Source organism: uncultured Arthrobacter sp. (assembly GCF_964021775.1).
In the GTDB taxonomy this organism is placed as follows: domain Bacteria; phylum Actinomycetota; class Actinomycetes; order Actinomycetales; family Micrococcaceae; genus Arthrobacter.
In genome coordinates this window covers 1-17128 of the sequence record NZ_CAXHZI010000029.1, presented here as the reverse complement: position 1 = coordinate 17128, position 17128 = coordinate 1, and the positions used below count along the sequence as shown (strand labels likewise).

General features: G+C 68.8%; 16 protein-coding genes and 1 pseudogene. 3 read left to right on the top strand and 14 right to left on the bottom strand.

Features of this window, described 5'->3' with window-relative positions; all coding sequences use genetic code 11:
- Positions 1-63: 63 nt before the first annotated feature.
- The 8 genes from ABIN76_RS16485 to ABIN76_RS16450 form a co-directional block, all read right to left on the bottom strand.
- On the bottom strand, positions 64-501 hold the full coding sequence (locus ABIN76_RS16485; protein ID WP_346960756.1) for a hypothetical protein: 438 nt from the start codon (positions 499-501) through the stop codon (positions 64-66).
- Between the two features lie 104 nt (positions 502-605).
- Positions 606-833 (bottom strand): hypothetical protein, encoded by a 228-nt coding sequence (locus ABIN76_RS16480; RefSeq protein WP_346960755.1) that lies wholly within the window; start codon positions 831-833, stop codon positions 606-608.
- Positions 826-972 carry a hypothetical protein gene (locus ABIN76_RS16475; RefSeq protein ID WP_346960754.1) on the bottom strand — a complete coding sequence of 49 codons (147 nt, stop codon included), beginning with the start codon at positions 970-972 and terminating at the stop codon, positions 826-828. Before ABIN76_RS16475 ends, ABIN76_RS16480 begins: the two co-directional genes overlap by 8 nt.
- A gap of 103 nt (positions 973-1075) precedes the next feature.
- Positions 1076-1798 (bottom strand): hypothetical protein, encoded by a 723-nt coding sequence (locus ABIN76_RS16470; RefSeq protein WP_346960753.1) that lies wholly within the window; start codon positions 1796-1798, stop codon positions 1076-1078.
- Between the two features lie 367 nt (positions 1799-2165).
- Complete coding sequence (locus ABIN76_RS16465) at positions 2166-3776, bottom strand: hypothetical protein (RefSeq protein ID WP_346960752.1); 1611 nt, start codon at positions 3774-3776, stop codon at positions 2166-2168.
- Positions 3773-4087: a hypothetical protein gene (locus ABIN76_RS16460; protein ID WP_346960751.1), complete on the bottom strand. Its 315-nt coding sequence runs from the start codon at positions 4085-4087 to the stop codon at positions 3773-3775. The genes ABIN76_RS16465 and ABIN76_RS16460 overlap by 4 nt, the downstream gene beginning before the upstream one ends.
- A 63-nt stretch (positions 4088-4150) precedes the next feature.
- Entirely contained in the window at positions 4151-4378 is a 228-nt protein-coding gene (locus ABIN76_RS16455; RefSeq protein ID WP_346960750.1) for a hypothetical protein, read from the bottom strand.
- A gap of 928 nt (positions 4379-5306) precedes the next feature.
- On the bottom strand, positions 5307-6731 hold the full coding sequence (locus tag ABIN76_RS16450; RefSeq protein ID WP_346960749.1) for a recombinase family protein: 1425 nt from the start codon (positions 6729-6731) through the stop codon (positions 5307-5309).
- Positions 6732-6743: 12 nt separating this feature from the next.
- Between ABIN76_RS16450 and ABIN76_RS16445 the strand changes: the two are divergent.
- The 3 genes and pseudogenes from ABIN76_RS16445 to ABIN76_RS16435 all read left to right on the top strand — a co-directional run.
- Positions 6744-7223 (top strand): annotated as a pseudogene (locus ABIN76_RS16445) (DNA-processing protein DprA); the annotation flags it as partial.
- 250 nt (positions 7224-7473) lie between these two features.
- Complete coding sequence (locus ABIN76_RS16440; RefSeq protein WP_346960748.1) at positions 7474-8400, top strand: tyrosine recombinase XerC; 927 nt, start codon at positions 7474-7476, stop codon at positions 8398-8400.
- Positions 8401-8764: 364 nt separating this feature from the next.
- The gene (locus ABIN76_RS16435; protein WP_136322385.1) at positions 8765-9268 is read left to right on the top strand and encodes a DUF3145 domain-containing protein; all 504 of its coding nucleotides are present in this window, start codon (positions 8765-8767) and stop codon (positions 9266-9268) included.
- Between the two features lie 142 nt (positions 9269-9410).
- On the opposite strand, the gene fabF is transcribed toward ABIN76_RS16435, so the two are convergent.
- From fabF to aceE, 6 genes are all read right to left on the bottom strand, one after another.
- Positions 9411-10646, bottom strand: coding sequence for a beta-ketoacyl-ACP synthase II (fabF, locus tag ABIN76_RS16430; protein WP_346960747.1), 1236 nt, complete (start codon positions 10644-10646; stop codon positions 9411-9413).
- A gap of 197 nt (positions 10647-10843) precedes the next feature.
- Entirely contained in the window at positions 10844-11089 is a 246-nt protein-coding gene (locus ABIN76_RS16425; protein ID WP_175320862.1) for an acyl carrier protein, read from the bottom strand.
- A gap of 145 nt (positions 11090-11234) precedes the next feature.
- The gene (locus ABIN76_RS16420; RefSeq protein ID WP_346960746.1) at positions 11235-12296 is read right to left on the bottom strand and encodes a beta-ketoacyl-ACP synthase III; all 1062 of its coding nucleotides are present in this window, start codon (positions 12294-12296) and stop codon (positions 11235-11237) included.
- Entirely contained in the window at positions 12293-13222 is a 930-nt protein-coding gene (locus ABIN76_RS16415) for an ACP S-malonyltransferase (protein ID WP_346960745.1), read from the bottom strand. The genes ABIN76_RS16420 and ABIN76_RS16415 overlap by 4 nt, the downstream gene beginning before the upstream one ends.
- A gap of 88 nt (positions 13223-13310) precedes the next feature.
- A complete protein-coding gene (locus ABIN76_RS16410; RefSeq protein WP_346960744.1) occupies positions 13311-14555 on the bottom strand; it encodes a helix-turn-helix domain-containing protein in 1245 nt (414 codons plus the stop codon).
- Between the two features lie 199 nt (positions 14556-14754).
- Positions 14755-17128: pyruvate dehydrogenase (acetyl-transferring), homodimeric type (gene aceE / locus ABIN76_RS16405; protein ID WP_346960743.1), on the bottom strand; the 2374-nt coding region annotated here is incomplete at its 5' end.

Genomic DNA, 17128 nt, shown 5'->3' with positions numbered 1-17128 from the left:
CCCCCCACACCCTTGGCGAGGATGGGGCGGCGCCTCCGGGCGGTGAGGGCGTGGCCTCGGTGTTTACACGCGGCGCTTACGTGCCTCGGCACATGCCTTCGCCGAGCAGAAGACAACGCGGGCGCGGCGCGACTCAACGCTGACGTGATCGCCACACGAGGAGCAGAAGGAGAAGTAGCGAGACGCGGGCGCGGCGGGCGCTGGCTCGGGCGCTGGCTCGGGCTGGGCGCCGAGGCTGGGACGCGGCGGGTTGTCGCCCTGGGCGGGCTCGGGCATGGGGCCGAGGGCTGTAAGGACTGACTCGCGGACGGCGCGCCGGAGGATGGAGCCGCGCTCCTCGGCGGGGGTGTCGATCCAGACGCGGAGGGGGATGCCTGGCCGCCACTTAGGGGGGCACTTCTCCGGCGAGGTGGTGGCGAACTTCTCCACGGCGGGGAGGATGGTTGCGACGCGGCGACGGGCCTCGGTCTTGTAGACCGTGCGGGACTTGAAGGTTGGCAATGGTTCTCCTTTGGTAGTGCTGGGGTGGGTACGCCGGAGGCCGCCGTTAGCGTGGGTAGCGGCGGCCTCTCGGGCGTGGGGGTATTCGGTTATGCGGGCCAGGGTCAGCGCCGGGCGGCCTTGGCGATCGCCTCGGGGTCGACGTCGGTGGCGGCGTCCTGTTCGGCCTGTGCGCGGATCGCGGCGTAGAGGGCCTCGGGGGTGATGCCCTTGGCTTCTGCCTCGCGGCGGAGGCGGCGCTGGGTCTGCTCGTCGAGCTCGGCGAACGTCGCCGGGAGCGGGGCGTCCTTCTGGGCGGTCTTCACGAGGTCGGTGATGTTGTAGCTAGCCATTGTTGGCGGTCCTTTCGGGGGTGGGGGTGGGTTCTTCGCGGCGGGCGAGGAGGGCGGTGGTGTAGCCGATGGAGTAGGAGATCGCCGAGGACGCGGCGACCGTGGCGACGGCGGCCAGGATCAGGAGGTGGTTGCTCACTTGGCGGGCTCCTTCGGGTAGGTGCCTTCGAGGGTGCTCACGCGGTCGCCGAGGACGGCGAGCTCGGCGGCCAGGGTTTCGACTTCAGCGAGGAGCGCGGGCATTAGTTGGCGCCCTCCTTAGCGCCGCGAGCGCGGACGGCGGCGACGGTCTTGGCCTCGGTCTCCTTGATAGCGGCCAGGGTGGCGGCGGCGCGTTCGGCGGGAGAGGGGACGTGCTCGCCGTCGACGGTGCGTTCCAAGGCCTTGACGTCGAAGCCTCCCAGGATGGGGGCGACGACTCCGGCAATGCTCGCCAGAGAGCGGAAGTCCACGCGGGCGGAGCGGCGCCAGTCGAGGCCGGGAGATCCGGCGGCCTTGTGGGCCTCCTCGCGCTCGACCAAGGCGGCGCGGAGGGCATCCCACGCGGCGACGGCCTCGGCGTGCTTGGCGAGGGCGTGCTCGGCGGCGGCGGCGCGGTACTCCTCGGGGGTGCCGAGGCCGGAGTAGGCGAGGCTATCAAACCGGCGCAAGGCGGCCAGGGCCTTCTTGGCCTGGGCGTCGACCTCGCGGCCGAGATCCTTGTGGGCGCGCTCGGCGTCCTCCAGTTCGGAGGCGCGGGGGTCGCTGGCGCGGAGGGCGACCAGGGCCTTGCCGCTGGCGCTGTACTCGCGGGCGAGGGCGTCGCCCTTGGCGTTCTCCTGGAGCCACGCCTCGCGGGCCTCGACGGCACCGGGGATAGACCGGACGAGCCACTCCGGCGCCTCGTGGTTGGAGAAGACGTAGCGGGCGCCACCGCGTCCGGTGGTTTCGAGCTTGCGGGCGGGGAGGTGGTTGGGGGTGGTCATGACTTAGGTACTCCTTAGTGAGTGAGCCGGCCTCGGTCGAGGGCGCGGCGAAGGGGCCGCCCGGCGGTGGTGCCGGGGCGGTTGGTTTGGGGGGTAGGGGTGACGGGGTGACGGCGGTGACGGCGTTCCGGGTACAAAGTTGTTTGGCGGCCGGAAGGCGCCGAGGTGGGGGTCGGCGGCCCTCTTTTACCTAATTTCGTTTGGACACAAGAAACACTTTGGTACCCGGATCGCCGTCACCCCCGTCACCTTTTGGCGACTTCCGCGCCGATAAAGGGCAAAACGGGTGACGGCGAGGGTGACGGCGGGGTGACGGCGACCCCTAAAAGGGTGACGGCGATCAAAACGCCGTCACCCTTCGGAGGTGCTATCCGCCGAGGATCTCGTCGACGTCCGGCGCCGCGTCGATCTTCAACGGGCGCGGGGCGAAGGTGACGACGTTCTCCGGCGTCTCTCCGGCGACCTCGTCCTCGGCGTCGTCGAGGTCGTTGTCCTCGGTCTCCACGGCGCGGAGGGTGATGGAGCTACCCTTCTTGGTCCGCTTCCGCTCCACTTCCAGGCCAGCGGCCCGGAGCGTTTCGTGGGACTTCATAAGAGCCGCCGAGAGGCTGGACGCCGACGTCGGCCACGCGGCGCGCGGATCGTCCGGCCGGTCTACCTCGATAGCGCGGAGGAGGATCTCGGCGCCGACGGTCCACTCGCCGCCGTGGCTCTTGACCTGCTTTAGCAGGGCCGCCGTGAGCGGGTCGGAGGTTGCGCGGTCGGCGAGGACGCCACGGACGGAGCGCGTGTAAACGGCGGCGTAGCCGTCGAGGTCGTCCTCGTCGGCGTGTATGTCCAGCGCGTGGAGGATCAGCGCGTAGTCGGCCATGCGCGGGAGCTTGTGTCCGGCGTGGCGGGCTTCGTGGAGGTGTGCCAGGACTCCGGCGACGTCGTCCAGGAGAGCGCCGAGGATGCGGCCGTGGAGACGCTCAAACCTGGCCCAGAGCTCGGACTCGGCGCGGCGGTCCTCCTCGGATACCCGCTCCAGTTCCAGGAGGACCAGACGCTCCAGGGCGTCCGGGCCGAGGCCGAACGGGAGGACGATGGACGTCGCCACGCCGGAGCGGCGGAGAGTCGAGACGCGGAGGTCGTCGTCGGTGTAGAGCGCCCGGCGGCCGATCTCTACGCCGGTAACGATCCGGCACAACCAGTCCGAGGTCGCGGCGGACACGTTCCCGATGTTGTCCCAGGAGGGCAGGAAGCGCCCGCTCGCGGCGGTGGTGTCGTCGCGCTCATTCCGCCCCGGCTCCCTGCCGAGGGCGTCGACGGGGTCTACTACGTTCAGAATCATCCTGGCGCGGGTGGACTTGCCGGAGCCCTGCGGGCCGAGGGTCCAGAGGATCGGCCGGGGCACGTCCTCGAAGAGGGACGCCACGAGCCAGCCCCATGCGAGTTTCCAGCGGGGGTCGTCCTCGGCGAGGCCGAGAAGCTCCCGGAGGTCGTCGCGAGTGCCGCCCTCCTCGGGCGCCGGGAGGGCGTTACCCGCCGCCGTGCGCCGAAAGATCGGGCGGGAGGCGGTTACGTCGTCCTCCTCGCGGGGGTCGCGGACGGTCCAGCCGTAGGGCGAGACTTCCACGAAGCGGCCGGACGTGTCGCCGAGGTCGACGTGGATGGACGGGCCGAGCTTCGCCGAGCGGAGGTAGACCTTGGAGACAGGTGCATCCTCGGCGAGGCCGTAGAGCGTCTCCATAGCGGTCCCTACCGTGTCGCGGCCTACCGTGAGGCCACGCTCACGCCAGAGGGCGCGGGAGATCTCGGAGCGGAGCCCTCGGACCTCGCGGGCGATCCTGGGATCTTTCGGGTTGGTCGAGGTGACGAAGACCGAGCCGTCGGTCGAGCGGCCCAGGGTGTATTTCTCCAGGGCGAAGCGGACGACGTCGGCGGCGCCGAAGCGGTCCTCGGCGGGAGTCTGGGGCTTCTTCTCGGCGTCGCTCATTTAGCGGCCTCCTTGGAGGCCAGCGGGTCACAGTCAGGGGCGCCGACGGCGGCCCAGGGGACGCGCTTGGAGGGGAGCTTGCCGCTTGCCAGCGGGGTTCCCTTCGTGTCGACGTCGTGGACGGCGGGGGACTCGGCGCCGGGCAGGATTACGAGCATGTAGCCCTCGGAGCGGTGGTCCAGGAAGGGGAGGATCGGATCTCCCACGGCGCCGAGGCCGTGCGTCTTCTTCTTGCCGGTGACGGGGTGAATGATCGTGGTCACTCGGCCGCCGTCAAAGAGCGTGATGTGCTTTACGGGTACCTCATACATGAGATATTGCTTCTTTCTTTCGTGGGGTTGGGCCAGCGGTTCCCGGCTGGCGCGGGTGTTGGTCTAGTCGCCGAGGAGGCGGCGGGCCTCGCGGGCCAGTTCGGCCAGGACGGCCTCGTCGGCGCCGGAGGCCAGGGCCTCGGACTGGCGCGCGAGCAAGTCCAGGGCGGCGCGGCGTTGGGCGTCCCTCCGCTGGCGGTGGACGGTGACGCGGCACGCGGTCCCGCAGTATTCGGCGTCGACCCGCTTGGCGGTGAACGCGCGGCCACAATGGCGGCATATGCGATCCATGAGGGCCTCCTTTCGTTGAGGCGGTTGGCTAACCCATAAAGGGCCAATAAAAGAGGCCGTCACGAGGACGGCCAGGAGAGGAAGTTAGAGCCGGGCGCGGCGAGTCTTCTACGCCGGAAAGACCACCACCGGCGGAGCCAGGCGCGCGCCCGGACCTCCACGCCGGAGAACGAGCGTGGAGCGTGTGAGGCCGCCGGGGGCCGGTGCCGCCGATAGGTTCGGCATCCGGCCGCTCTCGGCGGTCCAAGAATGGTGTAGGCGATCTTTGCCCTACATAGGAGAAGGTTGCCCCGGTTGCTGTACGGGCGGATCTTGCTCCAGCAGAGAAGGTTGCCCCGGTTACCCATCACGCGGAACCGGCGCGGATCTCGCTCTACTAGAGAAGGTTGCCCCGGTCGCGGGACGCGCCGCTAACCCTCCCAATAGAGAAGGTTGCCCCGGTTACGACAGCGGCGGAACGGCGCGGATCTTTGCTCTAGTGGAGAAGGTTGCCCCGATTACCCAAGACGCGGAACGGCGCGGATCTCCCCTCAGTAGAGAAGGTTGCCCCGGCTGGGGGACGCAAGGTGCGTAACCAGGAGAAGGTTGCCCCAAGGTGTGCGTCTGCTCATGTGACATATAAGGAGTCGGCCGGGGTGTGGCAGATTTTAGGCAAAAACCCCGGAATCTAGCGGTTTTTGATTTTGTAACGATTGGGTAACGATATAGTCGGCGACTCACGCCGGGCACGAAAAAAGCCCCGGCCGGGCGGCTGGGGCTTCTTCGTTAGGGCTCTGGCGGAGGGTCGTTTACACGCGCCTCCTCGGCGGCCACGATCCGGGCCGCCTCGGCGAGGAGCCAGCGGCGCCAGTCGTCGGGGCCAGGCGCCGGGGCGCCGAGGGTGTAAGGCTGGCCGCCGCCCCATATGCGATCGCGGGCGTGATTAGGCTCATTCTGCGTCATAGTCCTCCTCTTGCGCGTCTGGGTTTAGGTGAGTGGCGAGCTTGTGCTCGATCCATACGCGGGAAATGTCGCGGCCGGAGCGGACCTCGACGTAGAGGAGCGCCCGGACGATCTCGCGCTGCTTGTCGAGATCCAGGGCGTCGAAGCTTGCCAACACAGAGTCCTTCATCTCGGCGAACTCTGCCATGCTTGCCTCGGACTTCACGAGGAGGCCGTGGGCAATGTCGAGCAACGCCGAGGCGGCGCCCTTTTCGGAGCGTGCCCGTTCGAGCTCGGCCTCGATAGCGAGGCGGGCGTCGCGAAGCTCGATCAGCCGGGCGCGGGCAATGGTCGGCGGCACGAGCCCCTCGTCGCGGTCGGCGATCGTGGCGGCGACGTGAGCGGCGTTCTTTTCGTGAGCGGCGATCAGCGCGGCGATATTCGAACCGTTCGGCGACGCCGGGAAAAGGTCCGGGCCTCCGGCGATAAACGCCTTGGCGATCTCGTCGCGGACGCGGGGCTCGATGATCTTCTTCAGGATGGAGACGTGGGAGAGATCGGCCTTGCAGATGTAGGAGCGCATGTAAGTAAGTGGCGTGCCGCACTCGCCGCAGTGGATCAGGCCGCTAAGCAGGTGGCGGGGTTTCGGGCCGGGGGAGGTCTTGCGCGAGGGATCGCTCAGAATGGCGACGACCTCGGCGGCCAGCTCCGGCTCCACGACCGGCGTTACAGCGTCGGAGTCGATTACGGCGCCGAGGTGGCGGATCTTCCCGGCGTAATGCGGGTTCTTCAGCAGATCGGCGACCCGGCGGGAGGTCCAGGCGCGGCCGGGCGCGGGGTCGACGCCCTCGGCCTTCAGCCAGCCGACGGCGGAGCGGAGTGAGCCGCCCTCCGCGACGTGCGTAAATAGGCGCCGGACGACGACGGCCTCGGACTCGCGGGGCGTGGTGCCGTCTGTTTCATAGCCGTAGCGCCGACGACCAGGAACGGGGCGACCGCTGGCGGCGCGGGATTCGTTGGCTCGCTTCTGGCGCTCGCCCTTGCGCCGTACTTCGAACTCGGCGATTGCGGCGAGCATATCCGCCCTGAATTTACCGTCGGCCGTCGTAAGGTCTATCTCACCGTTGACAGTCAGCACGCGGGCGCCGGTATCGGTGATGGCCAGAAGGTCGCGGGTGCTGCGGAGGAGCCGGTCTATATCGACAGACACGACGACGTCGCCGGGTTTGAGGTCCGTTAGCATCTGGTGCCATGCCGTGCCGGGGCCTCGCTCTTTGGCGGCGCTTGTGTCGTTGTCCTCGTAGACCTTCCCGAGGGTCCAGCCTCGGGCCTCGATCAGGGCAGTGCAGCGCTTCTTTTGATTGGCGATGCCTTCCGCCACGTCCTCGGACTGGCGGGCGTATATCGCCGCTGTGGTGTGTAAACGGGTCATGCATCTAATCGTAGATTCTGTCAACGGAACAGGCTGATCGCGGCGCTGGCCTCCGTGACGGTGGTGGTCGAGGCGCGGTGGAGGTCCGGGGCGCTCAATACCGCCCACCACGCCGAAACTATCGGCCGCGCCGTCGGCGCCGTCCCCGGGTCGGTGCACAGTGCCAACTCGGCCGGCTGCCACCGGCTGCTCCGCGAGGGCGGCGCGGTGTGCGTCACGGACGCCGGCGAGATCGCTGAACTGGCCTCGCCGAGCGGCGACTCGCTGCCCGAGGCGAAGTCCGGCCGGGTGGAGGCCCACGACGGGCTGACCCTGGAAGACCTGATCCTGCTGGATGCCCTTCCGCTGCGCGTCACGAGCTCGGTCGAGAAATTGGCCGCGGTCGCCGGGCTGAGTCCGGAATCAGTCAGGGCAGGCCTCGGACGGCTCGGACTGATGGGCCTGGCGGAGTCCCGCCACGGCGGCTGGAAACGCTCCGCCACGGCGGGCTGAGCGTTGCACCGGCACGGTCGCGCGGACCCGCCGAGCTGTGGCACGTCGCCACACCGCACCCCGCACTCTGGTGTCCGGCCACCGGCCTCTGCCGGCACGCCGCCCGCCGCACCCCGCACTCTGGCCACCGGCCTCTGCCGGCACGCCGCCCGCCGCACCCCGGTGTCCGGAATGGCGGCGCGAACCCGGGCGGTGACGGCGCACCGTCGGGCTGCGCCGCTGACGGTCCCCTTGCTGGGACACTGGGACAGTGTCAACACAGCAACTGCCCGGAGCGCTCGCCGAAGCCGCCCACCGCTTCGGCCGTTACCTGGAGGCCGAACGGGGCCGCTCCGCCCACACCGTGCGCGCCTACCTCTCCGATGTCGGGAGCCTGCTGGAGCATGCTGCCACCGAAGGCGCCATGGAGCTGGCCGACCTGGAACTGGGCACCCTGCGCCGCTGGCTCGGAGCCCAGAGCGAAGCGGGGATGTCCCGCGCGACGCTGGCCCGGCGCGCCGCCACCGCGCGGGCCTTCACCGCCTGGGCAGTCCGCGAGGAGCTCATTGCCGTCGACCCCGCCCTGAGGCTGAAGGCACCCAAACGGGAAAAGTCCCTGCCCGGCGTGCTGCAACAGGGACAGGTGCAGCGGCTGGTGGCCGGAGCCGAGTCGGACGCCGCTGACGGAGAACCGCTGGCCCTGCGCAACCGCGCCATGCTTGAGCTGCTTTACGCCACCGGCGTCCGCGTCGGCGAGCTGTCCGGCCTCGACATCGATGACCTCGATCCGGACCGAAGGACCCTGCGGGTACTCGGCAAAGGCAACAAAGAACGGACAGTGCCCTACGGCCTCCCAGCAGCTATCGCCGTCGACGACTGGCTGCGCCGCGGCCGCCCGGCCCTGGCGGCGGACGGCTCGGGTCCGGCCCTTTTCCTCGGCGTGCGCGGCAAACGGGTGGACCAGCGCCAGGTCCGCAGCGTCGTCAAGGATTTGCTGGACGGACTGGGGGACACCTCGGCGACCGGCCCGCACGCCCTGCGGCATTCGGCGGCGACCCATTTGTTGGACGGCGGGGCGGACCTGCGGGCCGTGCAGGAGATCCTCGGCCATAGCAGCCTGGCCACCACCCAGATCTACACCCACGTCTCGGTCGATCGGCTGCGGAAAAGCTACCAGCAGGCGCACCCGCGCGCCTGACCGTTATCCGCCCGGCACGGTGCCAAAGAGGCCTGGCATAGGCCTCCTTCCGGCGCCGCAACGCGGGGATCCCGCCGGCCCGGAAGCCGCCGCGACTCGCCGGCAGCGACGCGCCGAATTGCACTGGCGTAATTAGGCGGGGTACGGCACAATGAGACTCACGCCCGGCAACTTTCAAGTGGTGCTTGAACCGATAAAGCATCGATTTACCAACTGAGGTCCGGACCTATTTTTTGCATAATGTTGTTTTGAAGAAACTGAATAGTCTGGCAGGGGCAACCGCCCCGCACGCGGATTGACGCAGCAGACAGGCATCCAGGCAGAGGTCGTTGGGGAAGACGTACCTATAGCTATGGAGGATGGAATGTCTGTTGCACTAACCCGCGGTGTCCTGTTCGTACACTCGGCCCCGACAGCCCTGTGCCCCCACGTTGAGTGGGCCATTGGCTCTGTCGTGGACAAGCGCACGGACCTTGAGTGGACTGCCCAGCCTGCTGCGCCCGGAATGTTCCGGGCCGAGCTGTCGTGGACCGGAACGCCGGGCACGGGGGCTCAATTGGCGTCTGCGCTCCGCGGCTGGGCGCACCTGCGCTACGAGGTCACCGAGGAGCCCAGCCAGGGCGTCGACGGCGGCCGCTGGTCGCACACCCCCGAGCTAGGGATCTTCCACGCCGTCACGGACGTGCACGGCAACATCATGGTCTCCGAGGACCGGATCCGCTACGCCTACGAATCCGGCGCCGGCGACCCCTCCGCGGTCTACCACGAACTCTCCCTGGCCCTCGGCGAGGCCTGGGACGAGGAACTCGAACCCTTCCGCCACGCCGCCGAAGGCGCCCCCGTGCGCTGGCTGCACCAGGTCGGCTAAGCCCCGCCGAGCCCTCGAAGACCCAGGGCCCACCGCAACACACTCCATAGCAACGCCAAATGACAGATGGCGGCAATGTTCTTCGTGAACATTGCCGCCATCTGTCATTTCGGCGTGCAGGGCCCGGGAAGGCCCCCAGGAACTAGACGCTGCGGATCGCGATGACGGCGTTGTGGCCGCCGAAGCCGAACGAGTTGCTCAGTGCCACGATGCTGCCGCCGGGCAGTGCACGCTCGGAGGTGACGACGTCGAGCGGGATCTCCGGATCCTGGTTCTCGAGGTTGATCGTCACCGGAGCCTTGCGGTCGTGCACCGCCAGCACGGTGAGTACGGCTTCCACCGCACCTGAGGCGCCCAGCAGGTGGCCCATCTGCGACTTGGTGGCGGAGACGGCGACGTCGTCCACGTGCTTGCCGAGGGCGGCCTTGAGGGCGGCGTACTCGGGCTTGTCGCCCACCGGGGTGGAGGTGGCATGCGCGTTGACGTGCACCACGTCCTCGGCCTGGATCCGGCCGTCGAACATGGCCGCCTTCAGCGCACGGGTGGCGCCGAGGCCCTCCGGGTCCGGGGCGGTGATGTGGTAGGCGTCGGCGGTCACCGAGGTGCCGGCGAGTTCGGCGTAGATCCGGGCGCCGCGGGCGAGGGCGTGCTCCTCGGCCTCAAGGACCAGGGCGCCGGCGCCTTCACCCATGACGAAGCCGTCACGGTCGCGGTCGTACGGACGCGAGGCGTGCTCGGGATCGTCGTTGCGGCGGGACAGCGCCTGCATCGACGCGAACGCGGCGATCGGCATCGGGTGGATGGCGGCTTCCGCGCCGCCGCAGACGACGACGTCGGCCTTGCCGGAGCGGATCAGGTCCAGGCCCATGTGCACGGCTTCGGTGCCGGACGCGCAGGCGGAGACCGGGGTGTGGGCGCCGGCGCGGGCGCCGAGGTCCAGGCTGACCGCCGCGGCCGGGCCGTTGGGCATCAGCATCGGCACGGTCATGGGCAGGACGCGGCGGGGGCCCTTTTCGCGCAGGGTGTCCCAGGCGTCCAGGAGGGTCCAGACGCCGCCGATGCCGGTGGCGAAGGCCACGGCGAGGCGGTCGTGGTCGATCTCGGTGATGCCGGCGTCGGCCCAGGCCTCACGGGAGGCGACCACGGCGAACTGCGTGGAGGGGTCCATGCGCTTGGCCTCGACCCGGCTCAGGACCTCGGTGGCGGGGGCGGAGGCGCGGGCCGCGAAGTGCACCGGCAGCTCGTACTTGGCCACCCAGTCGTCCTCGAGCGTGTGCGCGCCGGAGACGCCCTTCAGCGCGTTCTTCCACATCGTGGGGACATCGCCGCCGATGGGTGTGGTGGCACCCAGACCGGTAATGACTACTTTGCGTGCCATGGGATCACTCTCTGTCGGTGCGCCTGCCGTATCCGGAACCTGGTGAAGGCGGCCGGGGCCTGCGTAGGGAAAACTCGGTGGTCATGAAAACTTGGGGGGGGGTCAAGCAGTGGTGTTCCGGTCCGGGACGCCGATGAAGCCTCCCGGACCGGACACCGGAACGGCCGTTGCCGGCCGGGCCAGGTGCAGGCGGAAGATTAGGCCTGCGCGTTGGCGATGAAGCTGACGGCGTCGCCGACGGTCTTGAGGTTCTTGACCTCTTCGTCCGGGATGCGCACGCCGAACTTTTCCTCGGCGTTGACCACGATGGTCATCATGGAGATGGAGTCGATGTCCAGGTCCTCGGTGAAGGACTTGTCCAGCTCGACAGCCTCGGGGGCCAGGCCGGTCTCTTCGTTGACGATTTCAGCCAGGCCGGCCAGGATCTCTTCGTTGCTAGCCATTGATGGCTCCTTTTCTTGTTGTTGACGTCGGCGTCCGGGGGTTGTTCCGGGCTCCTCTGGCGAAATGATTCAAACCGAGGGTTCGGCTTGGTGTGGGATTCAGTGCCGTCGGGGGTACCGACGGCTCAGGAAGTGCGGTGGCCGCCTACGGAAGCACAATCACCTGGGCGCCGAAGACAAGTCCGGCCCCGAACCCGATCTGCAGGGCCAGTCCGCCGCTCAGTTCAGGATTTTCCTGCAGCAAGCGGTGGGTGGCGAGGGGGATGGAGGCTGCCGAGGTGTTGCCTGCTTCGGCGATATCCCGGGCGACCTTGACGGTCTCCGGAAGCTTGAGCTTCTTGGCCATCTCGTCGATGATCCGCATGTTGGCCTGGTGCGGGATGAACGCCGCAAGGTCCTCGGCGCGGATACCCGCGGCATCGAGGGCCTGCTGGGCCACCTTGGCCATTTCCCAGACCGCCCAGCGGAAGACCGTCTGGCCGTCCTGGCGCAGCGTGGGCCACAAGGCCGCTTCCGTCACCGCGGCCTCGCCCTCGCTGAGGGCGGTGCCGTGCTTGCCGGCGGCTTCGAAGTCGCGGACGTCCAGCATCGAGTGGGTCATGCCGATGGCGTCCCACTTGCTGCCGTCCGATCCCCACACCGACGGGCCGATGCCCGGAGTGTCGGAAGGTCCGACGACGACGGCGCCCGCACCGTCGCCGAGCAGGAAGGAGATGGTGCGCTCGGTGTTGTCGATGACGTCGGAGAGCTTCTCCGCGCCGACCACGAGCACGTACTTGGCCGCGCCGGAGCGGACCAAGGCGTCGGCCTGGGCGATGCCGTAGCAGTAGCCGGCGCAGGCGGCGGAGATGTCGAACGCCGGCGCCGGGGTGGCGCCGAGGCGGTCGGCCAGGCTTGCCGCGGCGGAGGGCGTCGCGTAGGGGTGGGTCACGGTGGACACGATCACGGCGCCGAGCTCGGACGCGTCAATGCCGGCCTTCTGCAGGGCCTCGCGGGACGCACCCTCGGCCATGTCGATGACGCTGACGTCGGCCGGGGCCCGGTGCCGGGTGATGATGCCGGTGCGCTGCCGGATCCACTCGTCCGAGGAATCGATCCACTGGCAGACATCCTCATTGGTGACGATGACGCTGGGCCGGTAGGCGCCGACGCCCATCACGCGGGTGTTTTCCTGCAGGGGAGCCTGCTTCAGAGTAGGAGCGCTCATTCCCCTCCCTCCAGTTCTGCGAATAGGGCCAAGGCGGCGGAAAGGTCATCCGGGGTCTTGACGGTGACGGTCTTCACGCCGGGCATGCCGCGCTTGGCCAGGCCGGCTAGCGTCCCGGCCGGGGCCAGTTCGATCACGCCGGTCACGCCGCGCTTCACCATGGTCTCCATGCAGAGATCCCAGCGGACCGGGCGGGACACCTGGGCGATCAGGCTGTCGACGGCGGCCGCGCCGTCGGTGACCTCGGCGCCGTCGAAGTTGGACAGCAGCGGAACCTGCGGGTTGCGCGGGTGCAGCGAGGGCTTCAGGGCCTGCAGCGCGGCGACGGCGGGGGACATGTGCGAGGTGTGGAACGCGCCGGCGACCTTCAGCGGGATCACGCGGGCCTTGGCCGGCGGATTGTCGGCGAGGGCCTTGAGCTGTTCCAGGGTGCCCGCGGCCACGGTCTGGCCGGCGCCGTTGACGTTGGCCGGGGTGAGCCCGCAGGCCTCGATCGCGGCTAGGACCTCGGCGGGATCCCCGCCGACGACGGCGCTCATGCCGGTGGGGGTGGCCGCGGCGGCGGCGGCCATGCCGTTGGCGCGTTCGCGCACGAAGGTCATGGCTTCGGTCTCGGTCAGGACGCCGGCCAGGGCCGAGGCGGTGATTTCGCCGACCGAGTGTCCGGCGAGGATGACCGGGAGGGTGCCCAGTTCGACGTCGAACAGGGACTTCGCGGCCACCAGTCCGGCGGCGACAATCAAGGGCTGCGCGACGGCGGTGTCCTTGATGGTCTCCTCATCGGAGGTGGTTCCGTGGGCGGTGAGGTCGATACCTGCTATTTCGCTAAGGGAGGCCAGGTGGCCTGCGACGGGTGGCAGTTCCAGCCAGGGGGCCAGAAAACCAGGGGTCTGGGAGCCCTGTCCAGGGCAAACGATTGCAAGCACGTATCCAGCTTTCCAAATTGCCGCGTGATTCATCGGTACTTTCATGCACCAAGCTCACTGGGTCAGATTGTAGGAAGTCTACAACGGGTCAGGAGTTGTTACGGGACGGCTGGCGTTCCGGAGCGGGCCTGGGCGGGGCTGAAAGCCGGCCCACCACAAGCGCTGCCTGAAGCACAAACGCCTCGCGGGGGATCAGCGGATCCCAACCTGTGACGTCGCAGACGCGCTTGAGCCGGTACCGGACGGTGTTGGCGTGGACGAAGAGTTCGCGGGCCGTCGCCTCGAGCGAATGGCCAAGTTCAAGGTAGGTCCCGAGCGTCTCGACCAGGCCGTTGGACGCCGCGACCAGGGGCCGGTAGATGTTCTTCACCAGCGAGCGGCGGGCCGCGTCGTCACCGGAGATCACCCGTTCGGGGAGCAGGTCGTCGGCCGCCACGGGACGCGGCGCGGAGGGCCAGGCCCGGGCGGCGGTCAGGCCGGCGAACGCGGATTGGGCGGAGCTGCTGGCCTCCAGCAGCGAGCCGGCCTCGGCGCCGTAGACCACCGGGCCGGGGGCGAAAAGTTCACTGAGCTTCTGGCAGGCTGTTTCGCGGTCCTGCACGCCGCCCAGGATCAGGATCAGCCGGTCGCCCTGGATGCCCACGAGCGCGTCTTCGGCGAACCGCCCGGCGGTGCGGCGCAGTTCGCTGACGTAGCTGGCACTGGGTTCGGACGGGGAATTTCCCACCATCACGGTGAAGCGTTCCTGGGCTTTCCAGCCCAGCGCGGCGATCCGGGATCGCAGCGCGTCGGTGTTTTCGCCGCGCAGGATCGCGTCGACAATCAGCGCCTCCAGCCGGGTGTCCCAGGACCCGCGGGTCTCCGCGGCACGGGCGTAGACGTCGGCCGCGGCGAAGGCCACCTCGCGGGAGTAGCGCAGCACGGCCTCGCGCAGGGCGGCCTGGTCCGCTTCGGGCGCGATGATCGGCACCTGGTCTTCGACCACTTCAACGACGATCCGGATCAGCTGCAGCGCTTTTTGCAGGCTGATCGAGCGGGTGAGTTCGGTCGGGGCGGTGCCGAAGACATCGGAGAGGATCCAGGAGGGCGAGCTGGGCCGCTCGAACCAGGTGACGAAGGCGGCGATGCCGTTCTGCGCCACCATGCCCAGGGCGGAGCGCTCGTCGGAGTTCAGCCGGCTGTACCAGGGCAGCGATTTTTCCAGCTGGCGCAGCGTGGTGGTGGACAGCTGGCCCACGCTGGCGCGGAGCTTTTTCAGCGTCTCGGCCTTCTCCGGGGTGAGCGCCCGCACGGACGGTTTGCGTTTTGCGGGAGTGGTGGTGGGCTCTGCCATGCATCGAGCATACGGTGCGGGCCGTCCAAGCTCCATTTGTGCAAAGGCTACAAGTCGCTTTGGGCTGCATCACAGCCGCGGCGGGCGCGCCGGGCCCCCGCGCGGAGCCGGGCTGCCTGGTTAAACGCCCGACGGCGGCCCCCACCCAGGTGGGAACCGCCGTCGGGCGCCGTCGTGCGCTGCTGCTACCGGCGCTCGGTCAGGACTCGCCGCCCGCGTTGCCGGTGGTGCCGGCGTTGACGTTGAGCAGGCGGTACTTCTCGATCGCCTGGGCCGGGGCCTGGGCGTCGACCTCGCCGCGGCGGGCCAGCATCTGCAGCGAACGGACCACGATCGAGTGGATGTCGTTCTTGAAGAAGCGGCGCGCGGCGGCGCGGGTGTCCGAGAAGCCGAAACCGTCAGCACCGAGCGAGGCGAACTCGTTCGGGACGAACTGCCGGATCTGGTCCGGAACGGCCTTCATGTAGTCCGAGACCGCCACGATCGGTCCGGTGGCGCCGGCGAGCTGTTCGGTGACGAACGGGACGCGGGCGGGCTGGCCCGGGTTGAGGAAGGCGTCTTCCTCGGCGGCCATGGCGTCGCGGCGCAGCTCGGTCCAGGAGGTCACGGACCAGACATCGGCGGAAACGCCCCAGTCCTCGGCGAGGATCCGCTGGGCCTCAAGGGCCCAGGGGACGGACACGCCGGAGGCCAGGATCTGCGTGCGCGGGCCGTCGATCTTGGCCGGTGCCAGCAGGTAGATGCCCTTGATGATGCCCTCGGTGTCGAGCTCGGCCGGTGCCGGGGGCTGGACGATCGGCTCGTTGTAAACCGTGATGTAGTACATCAGGTTCCGGGCCGGGTCGTTGTCCGCGGGGCCGGGACCGTACATCCGGTTCAGGCCGTCGCGCATGATGACGCCGATCTCGTACCCGTAGGCCGGGTCGTAGGTGACGACGGCCGGGTTGGTCGAGGCGAGGATCGGGGAGTGGCCGTCAGCGTGCTGCAGGCCCTCGCCGGTCAGTGTGGTCCGTCCGGCGGTGGCGCCGATGATGAACCCGCGGGTCATCTGGTCCGCGGCGGCCCAGAAGGAGTCGCCGGTGCGCTGGAAACCGAACATCGAGTAGAAGACGTAGATCGGGATCAGCGGTTCGCCGTGCGTGGCGTAGGAGGTGCCCGCCGCGGTGAAGGCCGCGACCGAACCGGCCTCGTTGATGCCCGCGTGCACGATCTGGCCGGCAATGGATTCCTTGTAGGCCAGGACGAGGTCGCGGTCCACGGACAGGTAGTTCTGGCCGTTCGGGTTGTAGATCTTCGCCGTCGGGAAGAACGCGTCCATACCGAAGGTGCGTGCCTCATCGGGGATGATCGGCACGATCCGGGAGCCGAACTCCTTGTCCCGCATCAGGTCCTTGAGCAGCCGGACGAACGCCATGGTGGTGGCGGCCTGCTGCTTGCCGGAGCCGCGGTTGGCGACCTCGTACGCCTTGTCGCCCGGGAGGGTGACGTCGGTGTGCTTGGAGCGGCGTTCGGGGACGAACCCGCCCAGGGCGCGGCGGCGCTCCATCAGGTACTGGATCTCCGGGGCGTCGGCGCCGGGGTGGTAATACGGCGGCTGGTACGGGTCCGCTTCAAGCTGCTCGTCCGTGATCGGGATGCGCAGGTGGTCGCGGAAGGCCTTCAGGTCCGCCAGCGTGAGCTTCTTCATCTGGTGGGTCGCGTTGCGGCCCTCGAAGTGGGTGCCCAGGCCGTAGCCCTTGACCGTGTGGGCCAGGATGACCGTCGGCTTGCCCTTGAACTCGGTGGCGGCCTTGTATGCGGCGTAGACCTTGTTGTAGTCGTGGCCGCCGCGCTTGAGGTTCCAGATCTCCTGGTCCGTCATGTCCGCGACCATGTCCTTGGTCTGGGGGGTCTTGCCGAAGAAGTGCTCGCGGACGAATCCGCCGGATTCGGCCTTGTAGGTCTGGTAGTCGCCGTCGACGGTCTCGTTCATGATCTTCACGAGCGAGCCGTCTTCGTCCTTGGCGAGCAGGTTGTCCCACTCGCGGCCCCAGACCACCTTGATGACGTTCCAGCCGGCGCCGCGGAAGAACGCTTCGAGCTCCTGCATGATCTTGCCGTTGCCGCGGACCGGGCCGTCGAGGCGCTGCAGGTTGCAGTTGATGACGAAGTTGAGGTTGTCCAGCTTGTCGTTCGCGGCGAGCTGGAGCAGGCCGCGGGATTCCGGCTCGTCCATTTCGCCGTCGCCCAGGAACGCCCAGACCTGCTGGTCGGAGGTGTCCTTGATGCCGCGGTTGTGCAGGTAGCGGTTCGACTGCGCCTGGTAGATGGCGTTCATCGGGCCGATGCCCATCGACACCGTGGGGAACTCCCAGAACTCCGGCATCAGCCGCGGGTGCGGGTAGCTGGAGAGGGCGTGGCCCTCCTTGGACTTCTCCTGGCGGAAGCCGTCCAGGTCCTCCTCGGTCAGCCGGCCTTCCATGAAGGCGCGGGCGTACATGCCGGGGGAGGCGTGGCCCTGGAAGAAGACCTGGTCGCCGCCGCCGGGGTGGTCCTTGCCGCGGAAGAAGTGGTTGAAGCCGACCTCGTAGAGG